Origin of the sequence: Flavobacterium sp. 1355 (assembly GCF_017833415.1) — a bacterium.
Lineage (GTDB): Bacteria > Bacteroidota > Bacteroidia > Flavobacteriales > Flavobacteriaceae > Flavobacterium.
Genome location: NZ_JAFICC010000004.1, coordinates 271257 through 296424 on the forward strand (window position 1 = coordinate 271257; position 25168 = coordinate 296424).

A 25168-nucleotide genomic window follows, 5' to 3' on the forward strand; every position below is an offset into this window, starting at 1 on the left:
TTAGCATCTTAGTCCCTCAGAACCTTAGAACCTCAGAACCTTAAGAAAAAACCACTGTTTTATTGCTGTAAACCATTGTCTTACGTTCAGAATGAAGTTTGATAGCGCGTGCCAGAACAATACGCTCCAAATCACGTCCTTTCATAATAAAATCTTCCACAGAGTGAATGTGTGACACCCTGGCAATATCCTGTTCGATAATCGGGCCTTCGTCTAATTCTTCAGTAACATAATGACTAGTTGCTCCAATAATTTTTACACCACGTTTAAAAGCGGAGTGATAGGGTTTTGCACCCGGAAAAGCCGGTAAAAAGGAATGATGGATATTGATGATTTTGTTTTCGTAAAGCGAAATCAGTTTTGGAGTAATTATCTGCATGTAACGCGCCAAAACAATAAAATTGATTTGATATTTTTTCAGCAGTTCAATTTGTTTGGCTTCACCTTCGTCCTTGTTTTCTTTTGTAAAAGGCACACAGTGAAACGGAATATCAAATCGCTCTGCAATAGATCTTAAATCGTTATGATTGCTAATAATTACCGGAATTTCAACATTTAATTCTCCCGCGCTGTAACGGCCTAAAATATCAAAAAGGCAATGATCGTATTTTGACACAAATAGGGCCATTTTTGGTTTTTGTTCCTGATTATACAAATCCCACGACATGCTAAAATCGGCAGCAATAGTTTGATTAAAATCTTCTTTTAAGCGTTCAATAGTAATGTGGTGATTCGTTAATTCACATTCTAATCGCATAAAAAATACATTTTGCTCTACATCAACATGTTGGTCAATGTAAGTAATATTTCCTTCTACTTTTGCAATAAAGGTAGTGACTGCTGCAATAATTCCTTTTTGGTCTTTGCAATGAATCAGAATGGTAATTTTTTGCATTGTTTTGGTTGGTTTGTTATAGTTTTTTTGTTTTGCAGCTTAAGTGCAAAGTCCGAAAAGCTTTGAACCTTTGGAACTCTGCACCTTTGAACCTTCGAAAAAATTATTTTCCGTCCTGCATTGCAAAAACGCTTTTCAATAAAGGCGTTGTTCTTTCACTGATATTATTACGGATTTCTTTTTCTTCAACAGCAATCATCTTAAAAACACCGACAAGAGCTTTATTTGTTGTGTAATCAGTTAAATCAGGATTTACCTTTTTAACCAACGGAATCGTATTGTATTTATTGATGATTTTTGTCCAAACGACATCAGCACCCACTTTTTGGAATGAACTTTTAATCACAGGATTAAATTTTCCGTATAATGCTGTAGTGGTACTATTTTGCAAATAACTTGTAGCAGCACTATCGTTGCCCAGCAAAATATTTTTGGCATCAGTAAAAGACATATTTTTTACAGCAGTAACAAATATCGGAGTTGCTTCTTTTACAGCATCTTCGGCAGCTCGGTTCAGTACTTTAATTCCTTCATCGGCCAACGAGCCAAGACCTACTTTTCTAAGTGTTGCATCTACTTTCTGCAGTTCTTCGGGCATAAGAATTTTTACCGCTTCGTTTTTATAAAAACCGTCTACTGCAGTCAGTTTACTTACTTGTTGCGTAATACCTTTGTTTAAGGCTTCTCTCAGTCCGGCAGCAATATCAACACCTCCAACGCCGGGTATTTGCGATAATTGTGGTAATTGGTTTAGTGTTTGCTGCATCTCAGCACATGATGTAAGTGAAAATGCAAACGCAAGAATAATAATCTTTTTCATTTATTGGGGATTTATTAGTTTCAAAAATACTACTTATTCAAAAATAAAGCCACAATTTTATTTCAGGAGCACAAACATTTTGTTTCATAATTAACAATAGTCCCGCTATCATTCCAAATCTTTTGTGCCAACAATAGCAATGCAGAGTGGCACAAAAGGATTTTCCCTTCTATCGGGGCTAGATTAGCGGTTTTCGTTTTTTTATGAAATTAAGGCCAGTACTTTCTAATATTGTACTCCCAATATATTTTACTCGAAATATATCGGGGCTTGTCTTCATTTACAGGCAGGTGATTAGAATCCAGAAGCTGAATTCTGATGATTTTTTCGCTGCTATCGTCTTTCATGTCAATATTGCCTTCTGCCTCATCAATAATTTTCTTTTTCCGAAGATATAATTCCGGTTTTTCAATAATAAAAATTATTGTAGCTTCATTTTCTGATTCCCTTTCTCCGGCAGGTTTTCCGTTTATATCATAAGTATCAATCCTTTGAAGAAAATTTTTCTCATAATAAAAAAGCTGGTATACCATTCTGCTATGAAGAAGCTGCGGCTTATGATTAAAAAGGCGAAACCTCAAAACCTGATTTTTGGGATTCGTATATTCAATAGTCCCATTTCCGTTTTTATCCACATAATTGGATAAAACCCTGAACGGTTTTGAAAAAGCTTCAATACCATTCGCATACACACCATATCTGTTTTGAGACTGAATACCAAATGACAGAGTCAGAAAGAAAAATAGAAATATTCTAAAATTCTGATTTTGCAGTATTTTCATCAAATAATGAGTTTATTTTTCCAGCAAATTAATCTCTTCGTCTGTTGCGTTTACATAGACCGACAATTCATCAAAATTCCATTTTACTTTTTTGTGTGCAACTACAAATAAAACTCCGGTTCCTTTTGAGCCTTTTATCGGAATTTCTAAATTACAATTTCCGGTGTTGCCGCTTGTATTAATGCTTCCGGAAACCATTCCGTCTTTCTCAATAGCGGTTCCTAATTTTTGAATTACAATTTCGTTGTGCTGTGCTTTATTCATGGCCTCTTTATAAGCATCAGAATTGGTCATCATTGATGTAACCCCATAGAAAAGACCTCCAATAAACAAACAGAAAAGTAAAATAAGGCTTAAGCATCCTGTAGGAACAAACCATTTCCAGTTTCTGTCCCACCAGTTTTTCTTGGGCTGATAGTAATCTTCAGACATACATTTAAAATTTCAGTTAATGAGTGAAAGATATAATTATTTCTTGTGTAATAGCCAGTATTTATATGATCAATAAAAATTATTTTTTTAAAATTTGTTCAATATCCGTATCGCATTCATTTATTAAATCATAAAAGCCGATATGTACTTCCTGATTATATTTCCAAAGAAGGTCTGTTCCATAAGGAGCATCAAATAACTCTAAAAGTACTGGAGCTATTTTGTAAATTGACTCTGCGCTTTTAAAAAAAAAATCATCTCATAAAATTATAAGATGATTTAAATTTTGTTATCTGATTTTTATCGATTACTAAAAGCTATTTCTTCAAGCGCTTTTGAATTACTAATCGCTTTACTGATTTCTTGTTTTTCCATTTCATCATCATCTCCTGTTCCTGTACTTAATGTAAGTTCTTTTGGGATTATAGGTTTTTGGTCAAAAATAGTTGCATACAATAAGACGGCCTGCATAAATCCTCCGTCGTTTAAAAGATGTAATGTGTTTTCGCCAAAACGAAGATTATCTTTGTTGGCTACTAAATATTTGTAATTATTTTTGCCATTGTAAGCGTCATTAATAGCATCTCCAACTCTTAGCATTCCTGAGTTCTTTGTAGCCTTAGTAACTGCAACTGCATTTTTACGTATCTCATCAAAATAATCCTTGTATTCAGGATCTGTAAAAGCTAACGGAGACATTCCTTCATAAATATAAATCGCCACGTCAGGACTGTTTTTGCGTAATTTTTCTGTGATCATTTTCACGTTAGCTTCATATTTCTCAGGCTCTGCCAGCGCAACAGGAGTCGATTCCTGAATAACTACAAAGTCATAATAATTTCCATCAGCATCTGTTTTAGCAAAATTTTCTTCTGCTTCCGCCTTATGATCAGCATAAATTTTGTCAATAGAAACACCCATTGTTACCAATTGATCAATGTTCATTGGCTTCTTATTAGCTTTGCAAAATTCATCAAACAATACTGGTGCACTTACAAAATACTCGGTATGACTATTTCCTATAAATAAAATTCGCGGAGTTCCCTGAGCTTTGGGGATTTTTGGACTGCTTATTTTTTCTTCAGTAATCGGATTATCAGTTTTAGATTTGTTGCAGGCAGAAATAAGCAGAGCAATGGTACTAAAAAATAAAAAAAGTTTTTTCATTGTGATTAATTAAAAGATTTTGTGATTTTTTATATTCTGTAAAAATCTTTTTAATTAATTTTTTTAATAGTACATAAGAGTTTTATGATTTATAGTTTAAGCCTTATTAGCTTGGTTTTAAAATATTAAACATATTCCAGACAATATAAATTAGGATTGTAAACCGGATTTATTTGTTTTAAATCTGCTAATATGTTGTGAGTGTAATCTTTACCTCCAATTGCTAAATAAAATAAAGATTTTGAAACATAAAATGGTCTTAAAGGAAATGTGCGCCAAAAGTTAGATAGATTCTTTAAAAAGTGTTTAATAATATATTTAAACTTTCTTTCATCCGGGCGAACAAAATAAATAGTTGAACTTTTAGCTTTGGTCATCAAATTTGGAAACATTATAAATTTTCCTCCTTGTTGAATTAATAGATTTATTTCAAAAAGTGTTAATCCTTCGATATTCTCTGTTTTCATGATAAATTAATTTTTAATTAAAAAATTAGTGATATTATTATGATGCAAATTTCCGTCGGTTTTAAGTTTATTTTGTCCTCTAAAAGCTTTTAAATTAATAAGTTACGTTTATTTTAATTCAAAAAATCTAATTTTGTAATAAACGGATTACAGTTTAATGTTAAAATATACACCCCAAATTTAAAAACATAAAAAAATAGCTTCTTGTTACCCTTCCAAAAATCAATTTTTAAAAGTGTAACAAGAAGCTATGTATAGTTAAAATGTAAGTTTTTCTAAATTTGATTTAGTATTAATTATTCGCAACAGATTTTGCTGGAAATTCGCTGGTTGCTTCCTGGTCTTTTTCATAAACATCCTGAAAGAAACCAACTTCACCATTTTCATTTACTAATGAAGTAAAATAGCAAATATAAATAGGCACTTTTTTAGTCAATTTAAAACTGGTTTCTGTTTTGCCTTCCATAGCTTTGCTTATTTTTTCAGGAGTCCATTCAGGATAATCCTTAAGCATGGCAGTTGCCAATTCTTTGGCCATTTTTAGATTTATACAACCATGGCTGAAAGTTCTTTTTTCAAAATCGAATAAAGTTTTAGACGGTGTATCGTGCATATAAATGTCATCTGGATTAGGAAACATAAATTTTACAAGACCCAAAGAGTTTTTCGGTCCCGGTTTTTGTCTCACCTGTCCATTTACCATTTCCATATTGTGATCAGCCAGATAGTTTTTATCTGCAGCTATTTTCATTTTCAATTCGTTATCTACAATACTTTGTGGTACAGTCCAGTAAGGGCTAAAAACGATTCTGTCTATTTCAGAGTTAAAAATAGTTGTTTTAGTTACCGGAGAACCCACAAAAACATTTGATTTCAATTCCACTTTTCCGTTTTTCACATACACCATTTCATAAGAAGGAACATTTACCAAAATGTATTCGTCTTTGTTTACCAACTCAGGCGAGATAGAACGGAATCTCTCCATATTAAGCATTAATGTTTTTACCTTATCAGAAAGCGGCACATTCATTTCCTTAATATGCTCTTCTGCCAGAATATAATTTGGTTTAAATCCGTTACGGACTTTGTATTTCATCACCGCATCCATTAATTCACGGTCATACACATCACTTTTAGAATCTTGTTTTAAGTCTCCTAATAAATATAAACGTGTTCTTACCTGAGCAATAGTGCTTGATACCGCATCCGGGCGTAAATCTTTGTATGGAACTTCGGTAACGATTGGTTGCCATTTGTTGGATTTTTCTAATTTTTTATAATCTTTTAAAACATCTTTAAGTTTATAGTATTGCTCAAAAAGCATTCCGTCATCTTCTGCTTTTGCAGCATTTGCTGTATATTCCTCAATTGTATTATAATTCAAAAAATCGGCCAGCATTGTATTATAAGACAATTTCTTTGCATCAGGATTGGTTTTTTTAGCATAAAGTATATATAGGGAACTCAAAAGCATATCTGCATCTGTTTTGGACAGATTTGATGAGGAGTCAAAAATCTGTTCAATTTCACTTTGATACGGAATAATCAGATCATTAGTCTTTTTTGCTTTTTCATATAAGATACCGGCAAATTCATTAATTTCTCCTTCATCATACCATATTGTACCCAATGATCTGTTTTTGTATAATGACATTACATCAGATCTATACTTTTTCAAATCAGAATATCTTCTAAAAAAGTCATTGACTACTTCAGAATCTGCAAGAGGATCAGTACCTTTTACAAAATCAAAATAAAAATCGTATGAGTTGTGATCTTTGGTAAACTCATTTTTTTTCAAATCAAATGAAGAGGTTAAAAAACCTGTGATTAGAATTATGGCGATTGGATAAAATGTTTTCATTTCTTTAATTTTTTAAATTTTTACGTTTTTCTTCAGTAGGAAAAAAACCAGGGTAAAAACTTGGGGAATTTCTACAGCATTTTAAGATCATTTTCTATACGGCTAAATTACTTTAGGATGTTGAAAAACAAGTTGTTGTATTTCTTTTAAATTTTTCAAGATTGCCATGTTATTAACATTTTTATAAGACTTATATAAGATAAATACGATAGTTTAGAAAAATGTTACCTTCTTGAGGACTTAATTTTAGAAAGACATTGCTATTTTTTATTAACATAAAGCATCAGTGATAAACAAATATTAAAATATTTTGTAAATTGCTCCCTTAAAATTATCATATTCATAAAATGGAACAACAAAAACCATATAATCCTAAAAATAAAGTAAGAATTGTCACAGCTGCGTCACTCTTTGACGGTCATGATGCCGCTATTAATATCATGCGCCGAATCATACAATCTACAGGTGTAGAGGTTATACACCTTGGACATGACAGAAGTGTCGAAGAAGTGGTGAATACTGCCATTCAGGAAGATGCCAATGCAATTGCCATGACATCATACCAGGGTGGGCACAATGAGTACTTTAAATATATGTATGACTTGCTTCATGAAAAAGGAGCGGGGCATATAAAGATTTTTGGCGGTGGGGGCGGAGTTATCCTGCCAAGCGAAATTTCTGAATTACATGAATATGGAATTACCAGAATTTATTCTCCTGATGATGGCCGCTCTTTGGGCTTACAGGGAATGATCAATGATCTGGTAGAACGTTCTGATTACAGCCCCCCAGCCCCCGAAGGGGGAGTTTCCGGAATTGTAAATAATTTGTTGTCCAAAGAGGTAAATACTATTGCCAGATTAATTTCATTAGCCGAAAATAATCCTGATGAATTTTACCAGGCATTTCCGCATTCATCATTAGCTCCCCCATCGGGGGCGGGGGGGGCGCCAGTTCTTGGAATCACAGGAACGGGCGGAGCAGGAAAATCATCTTTGGTTGATGAATTGGTTCGTCGTTTTTTGATTGATTTCCCGGAAAAAACAATCGGGTTAATTTCTGTCGATCCATCCAAAAGAAAAACCGGAGGAGCACTTTTAGGAGACAGAATTAGAATGAATGCCATAAATAATCCACGCGTTTATATGCGTTCGCTGGCGACACGTCAGTCAAATTTGGCATTATCTAAATATGTAGCCGAAGCGATTCAGGTTCTAAAAGCTGCAAAATACGATCTCATTATCCTTGAAACTTCGGGAATCGGGCAATCTGATACCGAGATTATGGATCATTCTGATGTATCCTTATATGTAATGACACCGGAATTTGGTGCTGCAACACAATTAGAAAAAATCGACATGCTTGATTTTGCTGATTTAGTTGCCTTAAATAAATTTGATAAACGCGGTGCATTAGACGCCATTCGCGATGTCAAAAAACAATACCAGCGTAATCATAATCTTTGGGATAAAAATCCGGATGACATGCCGGTTTTCGGAACGATTGCTTCGCAATTTAACGATCCGGGAATGAATACGCTGTACAAAGCGATTATGGATAAGATTGTCGAAAAAACAGATTCAGATTTGAAATCGACTTTTGAAATTACGCGAGAAATGAGCGAGAAAATCTTTGTGATTCCGCCACACAGAACGCGTTATTTATCTGAAATTGCAGAGAATAACAGAAGTTATGATGAAATCGCGCTTTCACAGCAAAAAGTTGCGCAGAAATTGTACGGAATCTTCAAAACGATAGAATCGGTTTCTGGTAAAATTCCTCAAATTAATAAATCAGGCATTGACGACACTAGTGTCATCCTGAGCGCAGTCGAAGGACTAGACGAAAATAGAATCTTCGTTAATCTTTTACTCAATCAATTTGATAAAGTAAAAATGGACTTAGATCCGTACAATTGGGAAATTATCCTGAATTGGGAAGAGAAAGTAAACAAATACAAAAATCCGGTTTACTCGTTTAAAGTCCGTGATAAAGAAATTAAAATCGCAACACATACAGAGAGTTTATCACATTTGCAGATTCCTAAAATTGCTTTGCCTAAATACGAAGCCTGGGGTGATATTTTGCGTTGGAGTTTACAGGAAAATGTTCCCGGAGAATTTCCGTTTGCTTCAGGATTATATCCTTTTAAACGTGAAGGCGAAGATCCATCGAGAATGTTTGCAGGCGAGGGCGGACCAGAAAGAACCAACAAACGTTTTCATTATGTAAGCGCGGGATTACCGGCAAAACGACTTTCGACTGCTTTTGATAGTGTAACTTTATACGGAAACGACCCGGATATTCGTCCGGACATTTACGGGAAAATCGGAAATGCAGGAGTTTCAATCTGCTGTTTGGATGATGCTAAAAAACTGTATTCCGGTTTTGATCTGGTTCATGCCTTGACATCGGTAAGTATGACTATAAACGGGCCTGCGCCAATGTTGCTGGGCTTTTTTATGAATGCCGCGATCGATCAGCAATGTGAGTATTATATTAAGGAGAATGAGTTAGAAAAAGAAGTTGAGGAAAAAATCAACAAAATATATAAAGAAAGCGGATTAGCGCGCCCAAAATACCAAGGCGATTTACCGGAAGGAAACAATGGTTTAGGATTAATGCTTTTGGGTGTTACCGGAGACCAGGTTTTGCCTTTGGAAGTTTATAATGAAATTAAAGCGAGAACATTATCGCAGGTTCGTGGAACGGTTCAGGCTGATATTCTAAAAGAAGATCAGGCACAGAATACTTGTATTTTCTCTACCGAATTTGCTTTGCGATTAATGGGTGACGTTCAGGAATATTTTATTACCAAAAATGTTCGTAATTTTTATTCCGTTTCCATTTCAGGATATCATATTGCCGAGGCGGGAGCCAACCCGATTACGCAATTGGCCTTTACGCTTTCTAATGGTTTCACTTACGTGGAATATTATTTGAGCCGTGGCATGAGTATCAACGATTTTGGACCAAATTTATCGTTCTTCTTCTCCAACGGAGTAGATCCTGAATATTCGGTTATTGGTCGTGTGGCACGTAAAATTTGGGCAAAAGCCATGAAAAACAAATACGGAGCCAACGAAAGAGCACAAATGCTGAAATATCATATTCAGACTTCGGGACGTTCGTTGCACGCACAGGAAATTGATTTTAATGATATCAGAACCACTTTGCAGGCCTTGTATGCGATTTATGATAACTGTAATTCATTGCACACCAATGCGTATGACGAAGCGATTACAACACCGACAGAAGAATCGGTGCGTCGTGCTATGGCGATTCAGTTGATTATTAATAAAGAATTAGGTTTGGCGAAAAACGAAAACCCAATTCAGGGATCGTTTATTATCGAAGAATTGACCGATTTGGTAGAAGCTGCCGTTCTGCAGGAATTCGACAGAATCACAGAGCGTGGCGGTGTTCTTGGTGCAATGGAAACCATGTACCAACGTTCTAAAATTCAGGAAGAAAGTTTGTATTATGAAACCTTAAAACACAACGGAGATTTCCCAATTGTGGGTGTAAATACATTTTTGAGTTCAAAAGGTTCTCCAACAGTAATTCCGGCAGAAGTAATTCGCGCCACCGAGGAAGAAAAACAATATCAAATTACAATGCTGGAAAATTTACACCAGTTTCACGAAACAAAAGTAAACGAGCATTTAAACAAGCTACAAGAAGCCGCCATTAAAAACGAAAACTTATTCGATCATTTAATGGAAGCTACAAAGGTTTGTTCGCTGGGTCAGATTACTTCGGCTTTGTTTGAAGTTGGTGGACAGTATAGAAGGAATATGTAATTTTTTACTTTTTTATAGATTTAGAAAACCTCTCAGAAATGAGAGGTTTTTTTATGCCATTTCCATTTGTATATAAGCTTTACCTTATTCTGTTATTTTAAAAACGTATTGTTTTTTTTATTACTCAATCATTGCAATAAATTTACTAAAACGATTTCGTTGTGAATTTAATAAATATAGGCGAAGAACTATAAACGGTTAATTATGAGCATAACAAGAATTATTGGCGGAACACTAACCAAAACCGCTACAGGAGATATAGATATACGGGCAACTGACGGAGATGTTACTTTTGTTGCAGCCAAACATAACACCTGGAATGGCGGAGAAGGAATTACGTATTATGATTATGAGCCATTGCACCCTGCAGATTCATTGGCTACTGATATTGATATTACATTGAACATTTTTTTTGACGGCACTCAAAACAATAAAACCAATACAGAAGAAGGTAAAGATTATGAAGCATCAAATCACGAAGACGACAGTTATACCAACGATTATACTAATGTAGCGCGTGGATATGATTCTATTGATACCACAATTTTCAATCAATTATCAATTTATGTAGAAGGAATTGGTACAGAGGATCTAAAAGAAGATGATGTTTTACCTGATGTGGCAATGGGCATGGGAAGCCGTGGGATTGTCGCCAAAGTTGCAAAAGCTTGTATCGAGGCAGGTAAAAAATTTAAACAGAAGAAATATCAAGATAAAAAAATAGATGAAATTAAAGTAAATGTCTTTGGGTTTAGCCGTGGTGCAGCTGCAGCCAGACATTTCTTGCATGTAGCCAATAGTCCGGCTAAATTACAGTTGATAGATTGGGAATATGCTTATGCTGTTCCTCCGTTTGTAAGCCATACCAATTCAGATTATATTAAAATTAAAACAGATGAACCTCTTGTGCATAAGCATGGCTATTTTGCTGCCTGTCTTTTAGATAAAGAGATAAGACCTAAAAAAATCAATTTTAATTTCGTGGGTTTATACGATACAGTGGCCTCACACGGGGTTTATCATGGCAATGATGTACAAGATTTACATCTTGATGCAGTAAAAAAAGCCCATTTTGTTTTTCAGCTCTCGGCAGATGATGAATATCGTGAAAACTTTGACTTAACTGATATAACCAGCGCCGGTATCAATGGGCTGGAATATACACTGCCGGGTGTACATTCAGACATTGGAGGTTCTTATATAGACCATGCTTTTGAGAGGGCTGTTTTATATTATAAAAAAGAATCGCTTTACAATGCGATGATTCACAACGCTAAAGAAGAAGTAGCCCAATTTAAAGAAATTGTTATAAGAGAAGGCTGGTACAAAGACTATCAAATGGACGCGGACTTATTTCCAGAATCATTTATTAATCCAAAAAAGAAAAAAGAAAAATTTGAAAATATGGAGGATACTTATTACAGCGTAATAGGCACAAGGAAAATGCGAAATACCTATGATAAAATCCCACTCAAAAAAATGCTTTTTTATTCTAAACAATTCGGGGTAATTTATGATGACTTAATTATTAAAAACAATCACGAAATTGAAGATCCATTTTTACAAAAAGTGTATAATCAATTGTTAAACTATATGGTAGCCTGCAATGATTTGCGCAACAGTTACGTAAGACAAAAATCTTGGGATGCTGAAAAATATTTAGCTGAATTAAGACAAATATCTTATCTGGATTATATTGATTTTCAAGATTTAAAAACATTACGAAACGAATATTTGCACTGGTCTGTAAAAGCCAATGAATTTGGTTTAGGATCCAGAGAAAGTCAGGCACCCTCAAAGGAAGGAGCACTAGAGCATCAATATCGAAAAAGAGAAATTCATCATGGTTAAGAAAAAAAACAAGCTGTTGTATTCTACTCTGTTAATTATTTTATTCATCCCAATAATAAGCTGTCAAATGAAAAAAGAACTGCCTGAATTTCATGTACAAATGTCACATCCCGAAAACAAATATAGAATTGAGCCTGTTTATGATCGTATTAAAACACTCGAAGGCACCAGGGCATCATTCCCATACGGAGGCTCTTCAGGTGAATGGGGAGAATCTCGTAAAGTATGGACAGCGCAGCACGGTACACCTATTGGTGCCGATATTACATATTATGCAAAATATGAAGATACTTTTTATCATTTAAATGTCGATTTTCCAATTGATACTATAAAAGACTGGACTAAAAGATTTTATCCAAATATAGAAATTAAAGAAAACCATGATGAATTACAAGAATACATTTATGATCGAAAACCATTACAGAGACGAGTTTACGACGAATTTAGCGACCTTATTTTCGGATTTGCTCCAAAAGGAATGGTGGTCGTTTGGCTGAGTTTTAGTGGTACTCAAAAAGAGGTTGGGCGTTATCAGGCAGAAGTAGTTAAGGATGATCAGGCTCTAGCTGCAAAATTGTTCTCAAGAACGATTACAGTTCCAAGAGAACAGATAAGAATCGAAAATGCCGTGCCTGATGCAAATCCTGAAAAATGGGACAACTACCGTATAAAATACTTTTGGAAACCTGAAATCACTTCTGAAAATAAAAACTTCAGGCTTTTTTGGGTATTGACCGAATATTTTAATGCTGAATTTGAAAACAAGCTGCGCCCGATGGTACTGCATCCTAAAAAAGAAAAAAGGGCTATTCCGAGTCTTATTACTTTTTTTTGGGAAACCGGTAAGGGAGAAAAGTTTGAAGGCAGGGCATTTTTTAACTGGGAGAAAACAAACCAACAATTTAAAAATGAAGACAACGGCGACAACGAAATTCAAATAAAAATCGAAGAAAATAATAGTGATTTTCAGGTAATGCTAAACGGAAAACCACTGGAAACAGTTAATAAAAGAGTTTTTACAACAGACAGAGAATTCAAGGAATCGTATAGATAGAATCTTTTAAAATTTATTTCAGTAACTACTTCATTTAGTTTAGGATCCAGAGAAAGTAATGCAACCCAGCTCTTTAAAGTGTTCAGTTATAAGATTAGTTGATCGCTGTGCGAAGTCTCCCGACTTCGTACCCGTTCCAATAATCTACAAAGAGAATCAAAATATAATTGTTACGGAATATAACAACTTGTGCAAAGTCAGGAGACTTCGCACAGCAAAGAGTGCTATGATATATACTTTTAGGATTTCAATAATGGTCATAAAATAAAAAAGCATCAGCCGCGGCCGATGCTTTAATTTTGAGGCAAAAAACGATTAACGACGAAATGCAGGACTTTCGTTTACTGATTCATCTAACACAACTGTTTTTACTTTTTTAGCAGAAACCGTAATTCTGTGTTTAACTACTTTACCATTCTCAGCCACTGATAAAAAATAAGTTCCGGCTGGATAAGCCTCTAAACTTAAAGTTTTTGAAATCTCTAAATTGCCTACAGCAGATTCTCCTGTGTACAACAAGTTATTGTTTTCGTCTGATATTGAAAAATTTGCTTTTTCAACGGTGTTCAAAGTAAAGCTTACTACTTTTCCATTTCCGGTTTTTATATACAAGATATAATCCCCTTTTCCGTCAATTGCATACGTAAAGATAGTTGTTAAAAATACGGCAACAACCAGGCCCATTTTTGTAAAATTTGTCATGTTTTTTTAAATTAATTATTAATCGTGGAAGCGTAAAACTAGCAAATACAAATTAAATTTTATTCAAAAAAGACGATTTTTTAATGGCCTAAGTTGCTGAATTGAAACTCTTTCTGTACTTTGTTTGAACTATGTACGTAATTATTGGGATTGTGGATGTTTTTGAATTCATTATTTTTTTGAACAAAAATTTGAGCTACAGACATTTATTAAGAATAATTTTTCAAAATAAAATGGTGAACTATATTTTGCTAAAATCCGGGCATGAAAAAACAGCTCAGTAACCACAAAGAGCTGTTTCTCAAAACAATCAAGTTTTAACTTTTACTAACTATCTAAACTCATTTTATACTGTATGAAGTATAAATTTTTTAGCGTGTTGCCACGCTGGAATTTTTAGCAGAAAAACCTGCTTTGTAAACTGATGAAAATGCTTTTGATGACAAAATAGTTTTGTTGTCTACTATCGTAATTTCATGTTTCACTTTTTTTACATTATCTTCAACTTCTAAGAAGTAAGTTCCCTCAGGAAATTCTTCCAGATTAAAAGTTCTCAAAATTCCTTCTCTGCCTGAAGCATTTTCAGAATAGATTAAAGTACCTTCTTTGTCATAGATTGTAATAGTTGCTTTTTTAACCTGGTTAAGAGCAAATGTTACCACCTTTCCATTAGATCGAATTACATGAAGATTAAAATCTTCATTCCCGTCAATTGCATAAGTGCTTCCTGTGAATAGCACCGCGCATACTAAACTTAATTTTAAAATCTTTTTCATGACCTTTGTTTTTAATTATTAGTTCTAATTCTCTGATGCTAAATTACTTCACTCTTACATAATTATTCACAACTGTGTTTGCAAATTTATATGCTGTATTCTCATTTACGAAACCGTTATAGGTTAAAATGTGAATTATATTTATCGTTTTGGTTAATTCGGTAATTATTTTTCAATGTTTTGTCTGGATTAAGGAAATGTAAAATAATCTGCATTTCTTACAAATATTGGAGATTTATCCGCAAAGGCCGCAAAGTTTTTATTCGTTTAAAAAAAAACAAAAATCTTAGTGCCTTTGCGCCTTAGTGGCAATCTCAAAAAATAAGGCACAAAAAAAACAGCTCAATAACCACAAAGAGCTGTTTTAAAAAACAAATGAATGTTTTTAAACTTTACTAACTATCTAACCTCATTTTTATACTTTATTCGAGTATAAACTTTTTTAGCGTGTTGCTACGCTAGTACCTTTAGCAGAAGAATCTGCTTTATAAATTGATGAAACTGCTTTTGATGATAATGTAGAAGTCTCATCAGTTACAATAATTTCATGTCTTACTTTTTTTGCATTGTCTTCAACTTCTAAGAAGTAAGTTCCTTCCGGAAATTCTTCTAAGCTGAAAGTTCTTAAAATACCATCTTTACCAGAAGCATTTTCAGAATATAATAAAGTTCCATTTTTGTCATAAATAGCAACAGTTGCTTTTTTAACCTGATTAAGAGCAAACGTGATAACTTTTCCGTTTCCTTTTAATACGTGAACATTTAAGTTGTCTCCACCTTCAATTGCATAAGTACTCATTCCTGTAAAAAGCACTGCACATACTACACTAAGTTTTAAATTCTTTTTCATGGCTTTATTTTTAATTTGTTTACTTCTAATTTTCTGATGCTAAATTACTCCGGATATAGATTTTATATCACAACTCTATTTTCCAATTTATGTGCTATATTCTCATTTACGAAACCGTTATATGTTAAAATTTGAATTATTTTAGGTGTTTTAGTTAATTCAGCTATTTTTCTTCAAGTTTTTTCAAAATTAACATTTTACCAAAAACTTCTATATTTCTTACAAAATGAGATATCTTCATTAAAACCTTGAATTAAATGCGATTTGTAAAAAAAAATCCAAGTAAAAAAACAGAGGCTTCAAAAAATGGCGTTTTTATAGAAATGGAATTTTATATTGTTTTCAGTTTTAATGAAATATTCTCAGTTACGAAACCGTTATAGGTTAAAATATGAATTATTGTAGGTGATTTTGTTAAATTTGCTATTATTTTTTAAAGGTATTACCATGAAGACATTAGCCCCCGCCCTCGAAGTGATATCCAATTCATATGGAAGCTCTTTTACCTATACTAAACACGCTCAAAAAGCAAATAGTAAAGCGCATTTGTGGCATTATCATCCCGAAATTGAATTAGTATATATTAATGGTGGAGCAGGGAAGAGACAAATCGGAAGTCATGTCTCTTATTATACTAATGGAAGCTTAATCTTAATTGGTTCTAATTTGCCTCACTGCGGTTTTACCAACGAGCAAACCGGAAATATCAACGAAACCGTAATTCATATTAAACCCGAATTTTTAGGCAATGACTTTTTTGTATTGCCGGAAATGAAAAGGATTCAGAATATCTTAAGCCAGTCAAAGGCCGGAATTGCTTTTGGAGGTGAAACTAAAAAGAGAATCGGTGAAAAAATAGAAAAAATGGAAAATCAGCTTCCGTTTGAACGTTTATTGACGCTTCTCAATGTTTTGGACGAATTAGATTCTTCTGAAGAATATACTATTCTAAATGCTGATGGGTTTTCTCTGGAATTGAATACACAGGACAATGATCGTATAAATGTGGTTTTTAATTATGTAAAGGATCATTTTCAGGAATCTATTGCCATAGATGAAGTCTCGAGTCTGGTTAGTATGACTACACCATCTTTTTGCAGGTATTTCAAGAAAATATCCAATAAAACATTTACAGAATTTGTAAACGAATACCGTCTGGTTCATGCCTCTAAACTTTTGGCCGAAAAACCGATAACGATAAATGAGGTGTGTTACGAAAGTGGTTTTAATAATTTTAGCCATTTTAGTAAATCTTTCAAACAATATACCGGCAAAAGTGCTTCGCAATACCGTAATGAACACAAAATAATAATTAAGTAGCCTTAACTTTTTTTGATTTATCTGTTTTGTAAAAGTTTATTGATTATTTTTAATTTTTATAATCATAAAATAATATCTGACAAAACACATGAATTTACTAAAAGTTTCTCTTCTGACACTTTTTGTTGCTACTGGATTTTCAAGTTGTAATAAAAAAGAAACAACCTTCTCTGATCCTTTGATAACCAACAGAGATACAACTATTAATCCGGGAAATGATTTTTTTAGTTATGCCAATAACGGATGGTTTAAGAAACACCCAATTAATAAATCTGAAAGCAGTAACGGAATCTGGAGAACAATTCAGGATACAATTGATTCCCAAATAAAACAAATCTGCGAAAAATCATCAAAAGATGAGGACGCAGCCAAAGGAAGCAATAAGCAAAAAATAGGCGATTTTTATGCTTCCGGCTTAGACACAATAGCCATAAACAAGGCAGGTATTACTCCGCTTGACGGAGAATTAAGAAAAATCCAGGCCATAAACGATATTCCTTCCCTCAACAAATCTATAGCGCATTTGCAAACGCTTGGTGCAGCTCCGGCATTTGCGTTTTATGTTTTTCAGGACAGTAAAATAAGTTCGCAATACGCCATGTACTTTTATCAGGGCGGATTAGGACTTGGAGACCGCGATTATTATTTTGATAATGAAGAAAGAAATGTCAATATCAGAAAAGAATACCTGAAACATATTGAAGCAATGATGAAGCTGACTGGTGAAAATCAGGAAACAGCAGCAAAAAATGCTTCTATGATTATGAAACTGGAAACGGATTTGGCATCTTCTTCAAGAAAGCTTGAAGATCTTAGGGATCCTGTTAAGAACTACAATAAAATGACAGTTGCCCAATTTAATAAAATGACGCCAAATGTAGATTGGAAAGCTATTTTGCCAATTTTAGGAGTTCCAAAAGGTGATTCCTTAATTGTAGCCCAACCGGAATTCTTTAAAAACCTGAATACCTTATTAAAAAAATATTCTATTGAAGAATGGAAAATATATTTAAAATGGACGCTCGTTAATACGTATTCTTCTTCTTTGAGTAAAGACTTTGAAAAACAGGATTTTTACTTTTTTAGTACTGTAATGAATGGGATCAAAGAACAAAAGCCAAGATGGAAAAGAACGGTTAAGCAAACAGATGCCTTGTTGGGAGATTTGATCGGTCAGGTATATGTAGCCGAATATCTGCCTAAGGGATCTAAAGAAAAATTACTCGAAATTGGTAACAATATCAGGGATGTTTATGCATCGCATATCAAAAAACTCGACTGGATGAGTGAAGCTACTAAGAAAAAAGCATTGCAAAAGCTTAGCAAAATTGTAATGAAAGTAGGGTATCCGGATAAATGGAAAGATATGAGTGCACTTTCTATTGACAGAAAATCTTATTGCTTAAACGTAATGAATGCCAATATCTGGCATTATAATGATATGGTTCGTAAGTTCGGTCAAAAAGTAGATAAAACAGAATGGAGCATTCAGCCTCAAACTTATAATGCATATTACAGTCCAAATAATAACGAGATTGTAGTTCCGGCTTGTAATATTATTGTTCCGGGTTTTGAAGGACGTATGCCGGATGATGCTGTTTTGTACGGAATTATCGGAGGATCAACTTTTGGTCATGAAATCACACACGGTTTTGATGACCAGGGAAGTAAATATGATGAAAATGGAAATTTAAAAGATTGGTGGACAGCTGAAGACCTTAAAAAGTTTAAAGAAAAAACAAAAGCTGTTGTTGCTCAATATAATGGTTATGAAATCGTTGGCAAACATGTAAATGGTGAAGCAACTCAAGGAGAAAATATTGCAGATTTGGGTGGTGTAGTTGTTGGTCTTGAAGCGTTTAAGAAAACAGAACAATATAAAAGCCAGGAAAAAATAAGCGGACTAACTCCGGAACAGCGTTATTTTCTTTCGTATGCTTATGCCTGGATGATAAACAGAACCGATGAATCTACTTTGAGAATGTTGATGACAGATGTACATTCTCCATCTAAATTTAGAGTAAACGGGCCACTGAGCAATATACCTGAGTTTTATAAAGCATTTAATATAAAAGAAGGTGACAAGATGTTTGTACCAAAAGACAAACAAGTAGTAATCTGGTAAAATATTTTTGAGTTAAAAAGCAGAATCCGGCTGGGAAAAAACCAGTCGGATTTTTCATATATATTATTTGGAAAAAAGTATATTTACAATCCCTAATCAGAAAAAATATCAAAATGAAAAACTTTAAAAAATTAGTATTTGCTGCGTTATTATGCATTTCTTCACTGAGTTATGCGGCAAAAGTCGATACGCTTCAGATAGCAAGTACAGCAATGAGCAAAACGTATAAAGCCGCAGTTGTAACACCAAATTCTTATGCTAAAAGCAAATCATCATTTCCTGTAATGTATTTATTGCACGGAGCGTACGGGCATTTTGGTGATTGGTTAAAAAATACGCCAAACAAAAAGCTGGTTCAGACCTTATCTGATCAATATAATATCATTATTGTAATGCCCGAAGGCGAAACTTTTAGTTTTTATCTTGACAGTCCGGTAAATAAAGAAAGTCAGTTTGAGACTTTTATCACTCAGGAAGTAATTCAGAAAGTTGATAAAACATACCGAACTATTGCCAACAGAACAGGCCGTGTGATTACAGGACTTTCAATGGGCGGTCACGGAGCCTTATATTTGTCGGCCAGACACCCTGATTTATTTTGTGCTGCCGGAAGCATGAGTGGGGCAGTAGATATGAGCGCAATGCTCAACAGAGATTCTTCTGCACAGGTTGTAAAATTAATGCAGCCCGTTTTTGGAGATAAAAGCGGAAATTCTGAAATGTACGAGCAGAACTCTGTTCTGGGAATGCTGGATAAAATAAAAGACAACAAATTACCTCTTATCATAGATTGTGGTGTAGATGATTTTCTAATAGAACCAAATAGAGAACTTCATAGAAGACTGGTTTATAACAAAGTTGAGCACGATTACACAGAGCGTCCGGGAGCACACACCTGGGATTATTGGGAAAACTCACTTCCGTATCATGCATTATTTTTTAATAAAATATTGCTTAAAAATCAGGTAGTTGTTAAAAAATAGGAAAAAGTTATCCTCAAAGTCGTTTATTTATCTTTTTTGGTTTGATTTTTGGAATACCTTTAATATATATAAACCTTAAAAATAAATTTTATTATGAAAAAGATACTTACACTTTTCGCAGTCGTTGGATTGATTGTTTTTTCTAGCTGTGAAGGACCAGAAGGACCAGAAGGGCCTCCGGGAGCTCCGGGAGATGCATTAATTGCTGAAGTTATTGATGTCAATAACGTTAATTTTGCTTTGAATGGAGATGGAGAGGTTATAGATTTTGGTTTTACCCTTTATCCTGGCGATGTAGTTTTGGCTTACAGAGCGACTGGAGTAGCAAATGGAAGTACCGTTTGGACTCAAATTCCAGAATCTCATTATTTTGACGACGGAACTTTATTTTTTACTTATAAATTTAATTTTAGCCGAGTAGATTTTGAACTTTATCTAGAAGGATTCGATTTAAATACTGTACCAGCTGACTTGAGAACTAATCAAAAATTTCGTATTGTAGTTGTTCCGGGAGCAGATCCTAAAATTAGTAACAAATCAGTTAATAAGGAGGATTACTCTGATTACAATGCGGTTATTTCAAAATATAATATTGATGATACCAATGTGAAAACAATTAATTTATAATTTATAAAAAAAAGGAAATCGTAAGATTTCCTTTTTTTTTATGATAATCTCTACTGTTTTATAAATATCTTATTGATAATCCCTAAATTATCATTTTCAATTGTGAGAAAATATGTTCCGGGTGTTAAATTTGATACATTTATGCTTATCAAATTTGAGTTTTCTAATGTGAAATTATTTGTATTTACAATTACTCCTGTAATATTAGAAATTGTAATCTTTGAATTTGTAATATTTGAAGTGGTTTCAATATTTAATATTGTTGTGGAAGGATTTGGGAATAATTTTATATATGGTTCATATTTTGTACCATTTAAAAATGTTTCATTACTATAGCTAGAAACATTTTCATAAATCCATTTATTTGTAAAATATTTATAATAAATCTTAGCAATTCTTCTGTAATTATATGAAGTTTCAAATCCCCTACCTCTATCTGAAGTATTGACTATTAAAGGCTGGGTAGGCAAATAGTCTTTTGATGTTGCGTTAACAATGTTTGACCAAATTGAAGTTGATCCATTAATAGGGCGGCTTTGATTCTGCCATTGATATGTAATCTCTTGAATGAAAAAATTTGGTTGTCCAGAAATTGCTTTATCAACAGCAGGAGTTGAGCCTACTATTGTTTGAGGTTTTTCAAAATCGGTTGATGAAAATATTTTTAAGATTTGATCGCAGCAAATAGTATTATTATTACGTATTCCTTTGATGGCAATTTTTATTATATTACTGACTCTTGATATGTTTTTATATATAGCTATTCTTCTTATTGAATAATTTTCATCATTTAAATTTAAGGAATTTGGGTTGGTAAAATCTATTGTTCCAGTAGTTTCATTAGGTATGACAATCCAAGGATTATTGTATAATTTGTCATCATGATATTCCCATCTGTAACCGTCTACATCAACGATATTGTCTCCTCTTTGATTTGTATGATTTGGATCTTGTAATATGTTTAAATTAACAAAAGAAACATATCCACTTAAATTTATTGTCTTTGTGCCTGATAGCTCATAGTATCCATCAGGATTTATTGGGATATCATTTGGGAAAATAGTATTTGTAAGTATTGGAGTTGGTACAACTGTAATAATTACATCATTACTCTTATTAGGGAATTCTCCACCATATCTATATCCTAATTTTCGGTAAACAGTAATATTTTTTAATTCTTTAGTGTAATCTAAAGTTAGAACTCTATTAACGTCGTCCAAGTTTATAATTGAACCATTTGCAGCACCCCATTGTGAGTTAATTCCATACGGTTCTTCCTTATATGGATTTAAATATTGGGAACCTGTTATTGGAGCAGGTTTATCCCCCAATCGAATAGTTTGATTACAGCATAATGTATTCACAATTTTTGTAGGGTTTGGTGCGTCTGCAGGAGGGTTTAGAGTTGTTCCTGATGTCATAGTCGCATTTTTAATAACAGCAATATTTGAACTGTTATAAGAAACACCACTTTTGTATTCGGCATAAATAAAACCTCCCGAAGTTAAAAAATCTGTCCAGTTTAGGTTTATAACAAAACTTTTGGTTGCCACTTTGCCACCTCCAAAATATAATGTGCCACCATCACCTCCAATAGCGACATTTCCGCCTAGAGCTAAACCTTTTGAAAAGAAAATTTTTATAGTTCCATTATCTCCAACCGCAACATTCGTAGGAATTTCGACTTTTATCGCTAATGAAATTGTGGATGTTGGTACAGAGGCTAAATTTATTGCACCACCACTAAAACTTGCCCCATTAACAACAGTTGGAGTAAGTGTAACTTTTTGTCCAACCATAGCTGAACTAAAAATTAAAAAAATAAACAAAAAAATGTAGTTGTTTCTCATAATAAAAAATTAAGAATTATATAATTCGTTAAAAGTATTTGTTTTATAAGATAATTCCTAATTTTTTAATTTAATAGTTAAAGATATATGATAATTGTAAATTATAGGTAAAAATATGAAGTTTAAAACAACAAAAAAGGAAATCGAAAGATTTCCTTTTTTGTTATAACATATGTTTTTAAAAATTAATCCAAATCGGCATCAGTAAGTTCTTTCTCTTTTCCAAACTTTAGAGAAACCAATATTCCGACTAAAAGTGAGACTGCAATAAAACCTAAAGAAGCCCATTCTGGTAGGTGAATCCAATCGTGAAGTAACATTTTTAATCCAACAAAAGCTAGAATAGCAACTAAGCTATATTCTAAGTAACTGAATTTTGCCAGCATATTGGCAAGGAAAAAATACATAGAACGCAATCCAAGAATAGCAAAGATATTAGAACTGAATACCAAAAATGGATCAGATGTAATAGCAAGAATAGCAGGAACACTATCTACGGCAAAAAGAACATCCATCACTTCAATTACAATCAAAGCAACAAATAAAGGTGTTGCGGCTTTTCTGGCCGTTTTTGTCGAAATAAAGAATTTCTCCCCATCCATTTCAGACGTAATCGGAATAATTTTTCCCAGAGTTTTATATATAAAAGAATCCTTTGGATGAAAATCTTCTTCTTCTCCTGTAAATAACATTTTTATAGCAGTAAATAATAAGAAGGCACCAAAGAGATAAGTCGTCCAGGTAAATCTGTTAATCAGCATTACACCAAAGAAAATCATTAAGCCGCGAAAAACCACAGCACCAATAATTCCCCAGAATAAAACACGGTGCTGGTATTTTTGAGGTATTTTGAAAGAAGCAAAAATAATCGCAATAACAAAAATATTATCAACACTTAATGAAAGCTCTATTAAGTAACCCGTAATAAACTTCATCGAAGCAACTGCAGGTTTCAGTTTATCAGGATTGGCAATATAATCTGTTGTGTAAAGCCAGTAGATTACGCCAGAAAACAAAAATGACAATGTGACCCAAATCAGAGTCCATTTGCTTGCCTCTTTGGTACTAATAATATGCGGGTTTTTATTGAAAACTCCCAAATCTAAAGCAAGAATAAGTACAACGCCTACCAAAAATAAAATCCAGACCATTATAAGATAATTTTTAAATGATTTACAAAGATAAGTTTTGATGTTTAACTTAAAAATTAATTATTAGAAAATTACTTTCAATTTTAGTTAAGATTTAGGTGTTAATACCAGACAGGTGTTAAAAAGCTGTCTGGTTTTGGTTATGCAGGCTCAGCTTTGGTAAAAGTTTCCACATGATCTTGTCATTCCGAGGAATGAGGGATCATACTGGCAGATCGATAAAGATTGGCGGCATTCTTCGTGGAGTTTCTTGTGTGTTCCCTCATTCCTCTGGATGACAAACTGTGCGACAAAAAAAAAGAGGCTGCCTTTTGGGCAGCCTCTTTAGGTATAATCTAAGCTTAAATTACAACGCTGATTTAACAGTTTTGATAATTCTTGCAGCAATTTTGTATGGATCTCCGTTTGAAGCTGGTCTTCTGTCTTCTAACCATCCTTTCCATCCTTTTTGAACAGTCATTAAAGGAATTCTGATAGAACATCCTCTGTCTGAAACTCCATAAGAGAAATCGTGAATAGAAGCAGTTTCGTGTTTACCAGTCAAACGTTGGTCATTGTAAGCACCGTAAACCGCGATATGCTCAGCAGTAACAGGACGGAAAGCCTCACAAATTCTTTCGTAAGTTGCCTGATCTCCACATGTTCTTAAAACTTCGTTAGAAAAGTTAGCGTGCATTCCAGAACCATTCCAGTCAGTATCTCCTAGAGGTTTTGGGTGGTATTCGATATAGTAACCATATTTTTCAGTCAAACGATCTAATAAGTAACGAGCAACCCAAATTTCGTCTCCGGCTTTTTTTGCACCTTTAGCGAATAATTGGAATTCCCATTGTCCGCAGGCAACCTCTTGGTTAATACCTTCAAAGTTAATTCCGGCAGCGATACATAAGTCAGCATGTTCTTCTACTAATTTTCTTCCGTGAGTGTTTTTTCCACCTACAGAACAGTAGTACATACCTTGTGGAGCAGGATAACCTCCAACAGGGAAACCTAATGGCAATAAAGTTTTAGTATCCATGATAAAGTATTCTTGTTCAAAACCAAACCAGAAATCTTCATTATCATCATCAATAGTAGCTCTACCGTTAGAAGGGTGTGGAGTTCCGTCAGCATACATAACCTCTGACATTACTAACCAACCGTTGATACGAGTTGGATCAGGATAAATTGCAACAGGTACTAAAAGACAGTCAGAAGAACCACCTTCAGCTTGTTTTGTTGATGAACCATCAAATGACCAGTTTCCAAGTTCTTCTAATGTTCCTTTGAAATTTTCGTGTTCTTCAACTTTAGTTTTACTTCTAAGATTTTGAGTTGGTTCATATCCATCTAACCAAATGTACTCTAACTTAATTTTAGCCATAATAATATAAATTTATTTTTTTTGTTTTTTCGCTGGGTCAAATATAGATTTATTTTTTTGACCGTAAAAATTAGGGGGCTATTTTGTTTAATGAAGTATTATTTTTTAGAGAAGCGCAATTTTCACAGGGGTATATTTTTAAAAAATCATTTTTTAATACCTTAAAAATATAAATTCGTAATAATTAGGGGTAAATTTTGAATTTACTACGCAATGAATTACGAAAAATTGTTTATTTAATCAAGAATATTACTATAAAATGTTATATTTCTTTAAATCAATTTCG

The 25168-nt window shown here is 33.5% G+C and carries 20 protein-coding genes; 7 read left to right on the forward strand and 13 right to left on the reverse strand.

Features of this window, described 5'->3' with window-relative positions; all coding sequences use genetic code 11:
- Nucleotides 1–40: 40 nt before the first annotated feature.
- The 7 genes from purU to JOD96_RS07070 form a co-directional block, all read right to left on the reverse strand.
- Nucleotides 41–895: a formyltetrahydrofolate deformylase gene (purU, locus tag JOD96_RS07040; protein WP_209563569.1), complete on the reverse strand. Its 855-nt coding sequence runs from the start codon at nucleotides 893–895 to the stop codon at nucleotides 41–43.
- A 103-nt stretch (nucleotides 896–998) separates the two neighbouring features.
- The gene (locus JOD96_RS07045) at nucleotides 999–1715 is read right to left on the reverse strand and encodes a DUF4197 domain-containing protein (RefSeq protein ID WP_209563570.1); all 717 of its coding nucleotides are present in this window, start codon (nucleotides 1713–1715) and stop codon (nucleotides 999–1001) included.
- Nucleotides 1716–1924: 209 nt separating this feature from the next.
- Nucleotides 1925–2497 carry a hypothetical protein gene (locus tag JOD96_RS07050; RefSeq protein ID WP_209563571.1) on the reverse strand — a complete coding sequence of 191 codons (573 nt, stop codon included), beginning with the start codon at nucleotides 2495–2497 and terminating at the stop codon, nucleotides 1925–1927.
- Between the two features lie 12 nt (nucleotides 2498–2509).
- Complete coding sequence (locus JOD96_RS07055; RefSeq protein WP_209563572.1) at nucleotides 2510–2929, reverse strand: cytochrome c oxidase assembly factor Coa1 family protein; 420 nt, start codon at nucleotides 2927–2929, stop codon at nucleotides 2510–2512.
- Between the two features lie 300 nt (nucleotides 2930–3229).
- Nucleotides 3230–4096: a hypothetical protein gene (locus tag JOD96_RS07060; protein ID WP_209563573.1), complete on the reverse strand. Its 867-nt coding sequence runs from the start codon at nucleotides 4094–4096 to the stop codon at nucleotides 3230–3232.
- 125 nt (nucleotides 4097–4221) lie between these two features.
- Nucleotides 4222–4563, reverse strand: coding sequence for a hypothetical protein (locus JOD96_RS07065; protein ID WP_209563574.1), 342 nt, complete (start codon nucleotides 4561–4563; stop codon nucleotides 4222–4224).
- Between the two features lie 292 nt (nucleotides 4564–4855).
- Nucleotides 4856–6427: a murein L,D-transpeptidase gene (locus JOD96_RS07070; protein WP_209563575.1), complete on the reverse strand. Its 1572-nt coding sequence runs from the start codon at nucleotides 6425–6427 to the stop codon at nucleotides 4856–4858.
- 347 nt (nucleotides 6428–6774) lie between these two features.
- Between JOD96_RS07070 and JOD96_RS07075 the strand changes: the two genes are divergently transcribed.
- The 3 genes from JOD96_RS07075 (at nucleotide 6775) to JOD96_RS07085 (ending at nucleotide 13135) form a co-directional block, all read left to right on the forward strand.
- A complete protein-coding gene (locus JOD96_RS07075; protein ID WP_209563576.1) occupies nucleotides 6775–10230 on the forward strand; it encodes a methylmalonyl-CoA mutase family protein in 3456 nt (1151 codons plus the stop codon).
- 204 nt (nucleotides 10231–10434) lie between these two features.
- Nucleotides 10435–12081 carry a T6SS phospholipase effector Tle1-like catalytic domain-containing protein gene (locus JOD96_RS07080; protein WP_209563577.1) on the forward strand — a complete coding sequence of 549 codons (1647 nt, stop codon included), beginning with the start codon at nucleotides 10435–10437 and terminating at the stop codon, nucleotides 12079–12081.
- Nucleotides 12082–12148: 67 nt separating this feature from the next.
- Complete coding sequence (locus tag JOD96_RS07085; protein WP_245188362.1) at nucleotides 12149–13135, forward strand: DUF2931 family protein; 987 nt, start codon at nucleotides 12149–12151, stop codon at nucleotides 13133–13135.
- Nucleotides 13136–13450: 315 nt separating this feature from the next.
- On the opposite strand, the gene JOD96_RS07090 is transcribed toward JOD96_RS07085, so the two are convergent.
- The 3 genes from JOD96_RS07090 to JOD96_RS07100 all read right to left on the reverse strand — a co-directional run bounded on the left by JOD96_RS07090 (nucleotide 13451) and on the right by JOD96_RS07100 (nucleotide 15463).
- Nucleotides 13451–13837 carry a secretion protein gene (locus JOD96_RS07090; protein ID WP_209563579.1) on the reverse strand — a complete coding sequence of 129 codons (387 nt, stop codon included), beginning with the start codon at nucleotides 13835–13837 and terminating at the stop codon, nucleotides 13451–13453.
- A gap of 371 nt (nucleotides 13838–14208) precedes the next feature.
- Complete coding sequence (locus JOD96_RS07095) at nucleotides 14209–14613, reverse strand: T9SS type A sorting domain-containing protein (RefSeq protein WP_209563580.1); 405 nt, start codon at nucleotides 14611–14613, stop codon at nucleotides 14209–14211.
- Between the two features lie 442 nt (nucleotides 14614–15055).
- Nucleotides 15056–15463, reverse strand: coding sequence for a T9SS type A sorting domain-containing protein (locus JOD96_RS07100; RefSeq protein ID WP_209563581.1), 408 nt, complete (start codon nucleotides 15461–15463; stop codon nucleotides 15056–15058).
- A 447-nt stretch (nucleotides 15464–15910) separates the two neighbouring features.
- Here JOD96_RS07100 and JOD96_RS07105 point away from each other — a divergent pair, with 447 nt between their 5' ends.
- The 4 genes from JOD96_RS07105 to JOD96_RS07120 all read left to right on the forward strand — a co-directional run bounded on the left by JOD96_RS07105 (nucleotide 15911) and on the right by JOD96_RS07120 (nucleotide 20518).
- Nucleotides 15911–16783 carry an AraC family transcriptional regulator gene (locus JOD96_RS07105; protein WP_209563582.1) on the forward strand — a complete coding sequence of 291 codons (873 nt, stop codon included), beginning with the start codon at nucleotides 15911–15913 and terminating at the stop codon, nucleotides 16781–16783.
- Nucleotides 16784–16871: 88 nt separating this feature from the next.
- Complete coding sequence (locus tag JOD96_RS07110; protein ID WP_209563583.1) at nucleotides 16872–18908, forward strand: M13 family metallopeptidase; 2037 nt, start codon at nucleotides 16872–16874, stop codon at nucleotides 18906–18908.
- Between the two features lie 113 nt (nucleotides 18909–19021).
- Entirely contained in the window at nucleotides 19022–19891 is an 870-nt protein-coding gene (locus JOD96_RS07115; protein WP_209563584.1) for an alpha/beta hydrolase, read from the forward strand.
- A 93-nt stretch (nucleotides 19892–19984) separates the two neighbouring features.
- Complete coding sequence (locus tag JOD96_RS07120; protein WP_209563585.1) at nucleotides 19985–20518, forward strand: hypothetical protein; 534 nt, start codon at nucleotides 19985–19987, stop codon at nucleotides 20516–20518.
- 50 nt (nucleotides 20519–20568) lie between these two features.
- On the opposite strand, the gene JOD96_RS07125 is transcribed toward JOD96_RS07120, so the two are convergent.
- The 3 genes from JOD96_RS07125 to JOD96_RS07135 form a co-directional block, all read right to left on the reverse strand.
- A complete protein-coding gene (locus JOD96_RS07125) occupies nucleotides 20569–22368 on the reverse strand; it encodes a T9SS type A sorting domain-containing protein (RefSeq protein ID WP_209563586.1) in 1800 nt (599 codons plus the stop codon).
- Between the two features lie 185 nt (nucleotides 22369–22553).
- Complete coding sequence (locus JOD96_RS07130) at nucleotides 22554–23522, reverse strand: TerC family protein (protein WP_209563629.1); 969 nt, start codon at nucleotides 23520–23522, stop codon at nucleotides 22554–22556.
- Nucleotides 23523–23865: 343 nt separating this feature from the next.
- On the reverse strand, nucleotides 23866–24882 hold the full coding sequence (locus JOD96_RS07135; protein WP_209563587.1) for a glutamine synthetase beta-grasp domain-containing protein: 1017 nt from the start codon (nucleotides 24880–24882) through the stop codon (nucleotides 23866–23868).
- Nucleotides 24883–25168: the final 286 nt, after the last annotated feature.

Excerpts from the sequence above, each read along its gene's own strand:
- JOD96_RS07115 (WP_209563584.1), top strand. The coding sequence starts at position 19,022 with ATGAAAAACTTTAAAAAATTAGTATTTGCTGCGTTATTATGCATTTCT.
- JOD96_RS07100 (WP_209563581.1), bottom strand. The coding sequence starts at position 15,463 with ATGAAAAAGAATTTAAAACTTAGTGTAGTATGTGCAGTGCTTTTTACA.
- JOD96_RS07070 (WP_209563575.1), bottom strand. The coding sequence starts at position 6,427 with ATGAAAACATTTTATCCAATCGCCATAATTCTAATCACAGGTTTTTTA.
- JOD96_RS07105 (WP_209563582.1), top strand. The coding sequence starts at position 15,911 with ATGAAGACATTAGCCCCCGCCCTCGAAGTGATATCCAATTCATATGGA.
- JOD96_RS07065 (WP_209563574.1), bottom strand. The coding sequence starts at position 4,563 with ATGAAAACAGAGAATATCGAAGGATTAACACTTTTTGAAATAAATCTA.
- JOD96_RS07060 (WP_209563573.1), bottom strand. The coding sequence starts at position 4,096 with ATGAAAAAACTTTTTTTATTTTTTAGTACCATTGCTCTGCTTATTTCT.
- JOD96_RS07080 (WP_209563577.1), top strand. The coding sequence starts at position 10,435 with ATGAGCATAACAAGAATTATTGGCGGAACACTAACCAAAACCGCTACA.
- JOD96_RS07050 (WP_209563571.1), bottom strand. The coding sequence starts at position 2,497 with ATGAAAATACTGCAAAATCAGAATTTTAGAATATTTCTATTTTTCTTT.
- JOD96_RS07095 (WP_209563580.1), bottom strand. The coding sequence starts at position 14,613 with ATGAAAAAGATTTTAAAATTAAGTTTAGTATGCGCGGTGCTATTCACA.
- JOD96_RS07045 (WP_209563570.1), bottom strand. The coding sequence starts at position 1,715 with ATGAAAAAGATTATTATTCTTGCGTTTGCATTTTCACTTACATCATGT.
- JOD96_RS07110 (WP_209563583.1), top strand. The coding sequence starts at position 16,872 with ATGAATTTACTAAAAGTTTCTCTTCTGACACTTTTTGTTGCTACTGGA.
- purU (WP_209563569.1), bottom strand. The coding sequence starts at position 895 with ATGCAAAAAATTACCATTCTGATTCATTGCAAAGACCAAAAAGGAATT.
- JOD96_RS07090 (WP_209563579.1), bottom strand. The coding sequence starts at position 13,837 with ATGACAAATTTTACAAAAATGGGCCTGGTTGTTGCCGTATTTTTAACA.
- JOD96_RS07135 (WP_209563587.1), bottom strand. The coding sequence starts at position 24,882 with ATGGCTAAAATTAAGTTAGAGTACATTTGGTTAGATGGATATGAACCA.
- JOD96_RS07125 (WP_209563586.1), bottom strand. The coding sequence starts at position 22,368 with ATGAGAAACAACTACATTTTTTTGTTTATTTTTTTAATTTTTAGTTCA.
- JOD96_RS07120 (WP_209563585.1), top strand. The coding sequence starts at position 19,985 with ATGAAAAAGATACTTACACTTTTCGCAGTCGTTGGATTGATTGTTTTT.
- JOD96_RS07075 (WP_209563576.1), top strand. The coding sequence starts at position 6,775 with ATGGAACAACAAAAACCATATAATCCTAAAAATAAAGTAAGAATTGTC.
- JOD96_RS07085 (WP_245188362.1), top strand. The coding sequence starts at position 12,149 with ATGAAAAAAGAACTGCCTGAATTTCATGTACAAATGTCACATCCCGAA.
- JOD96_RS07055 (WP_209563572.1), bottom strand. The coding sequence starts at position 2,929 with ATGTCTGAAGATTACTATCAGCCCAAGAAAAACTGGTGGGACAGAAAC.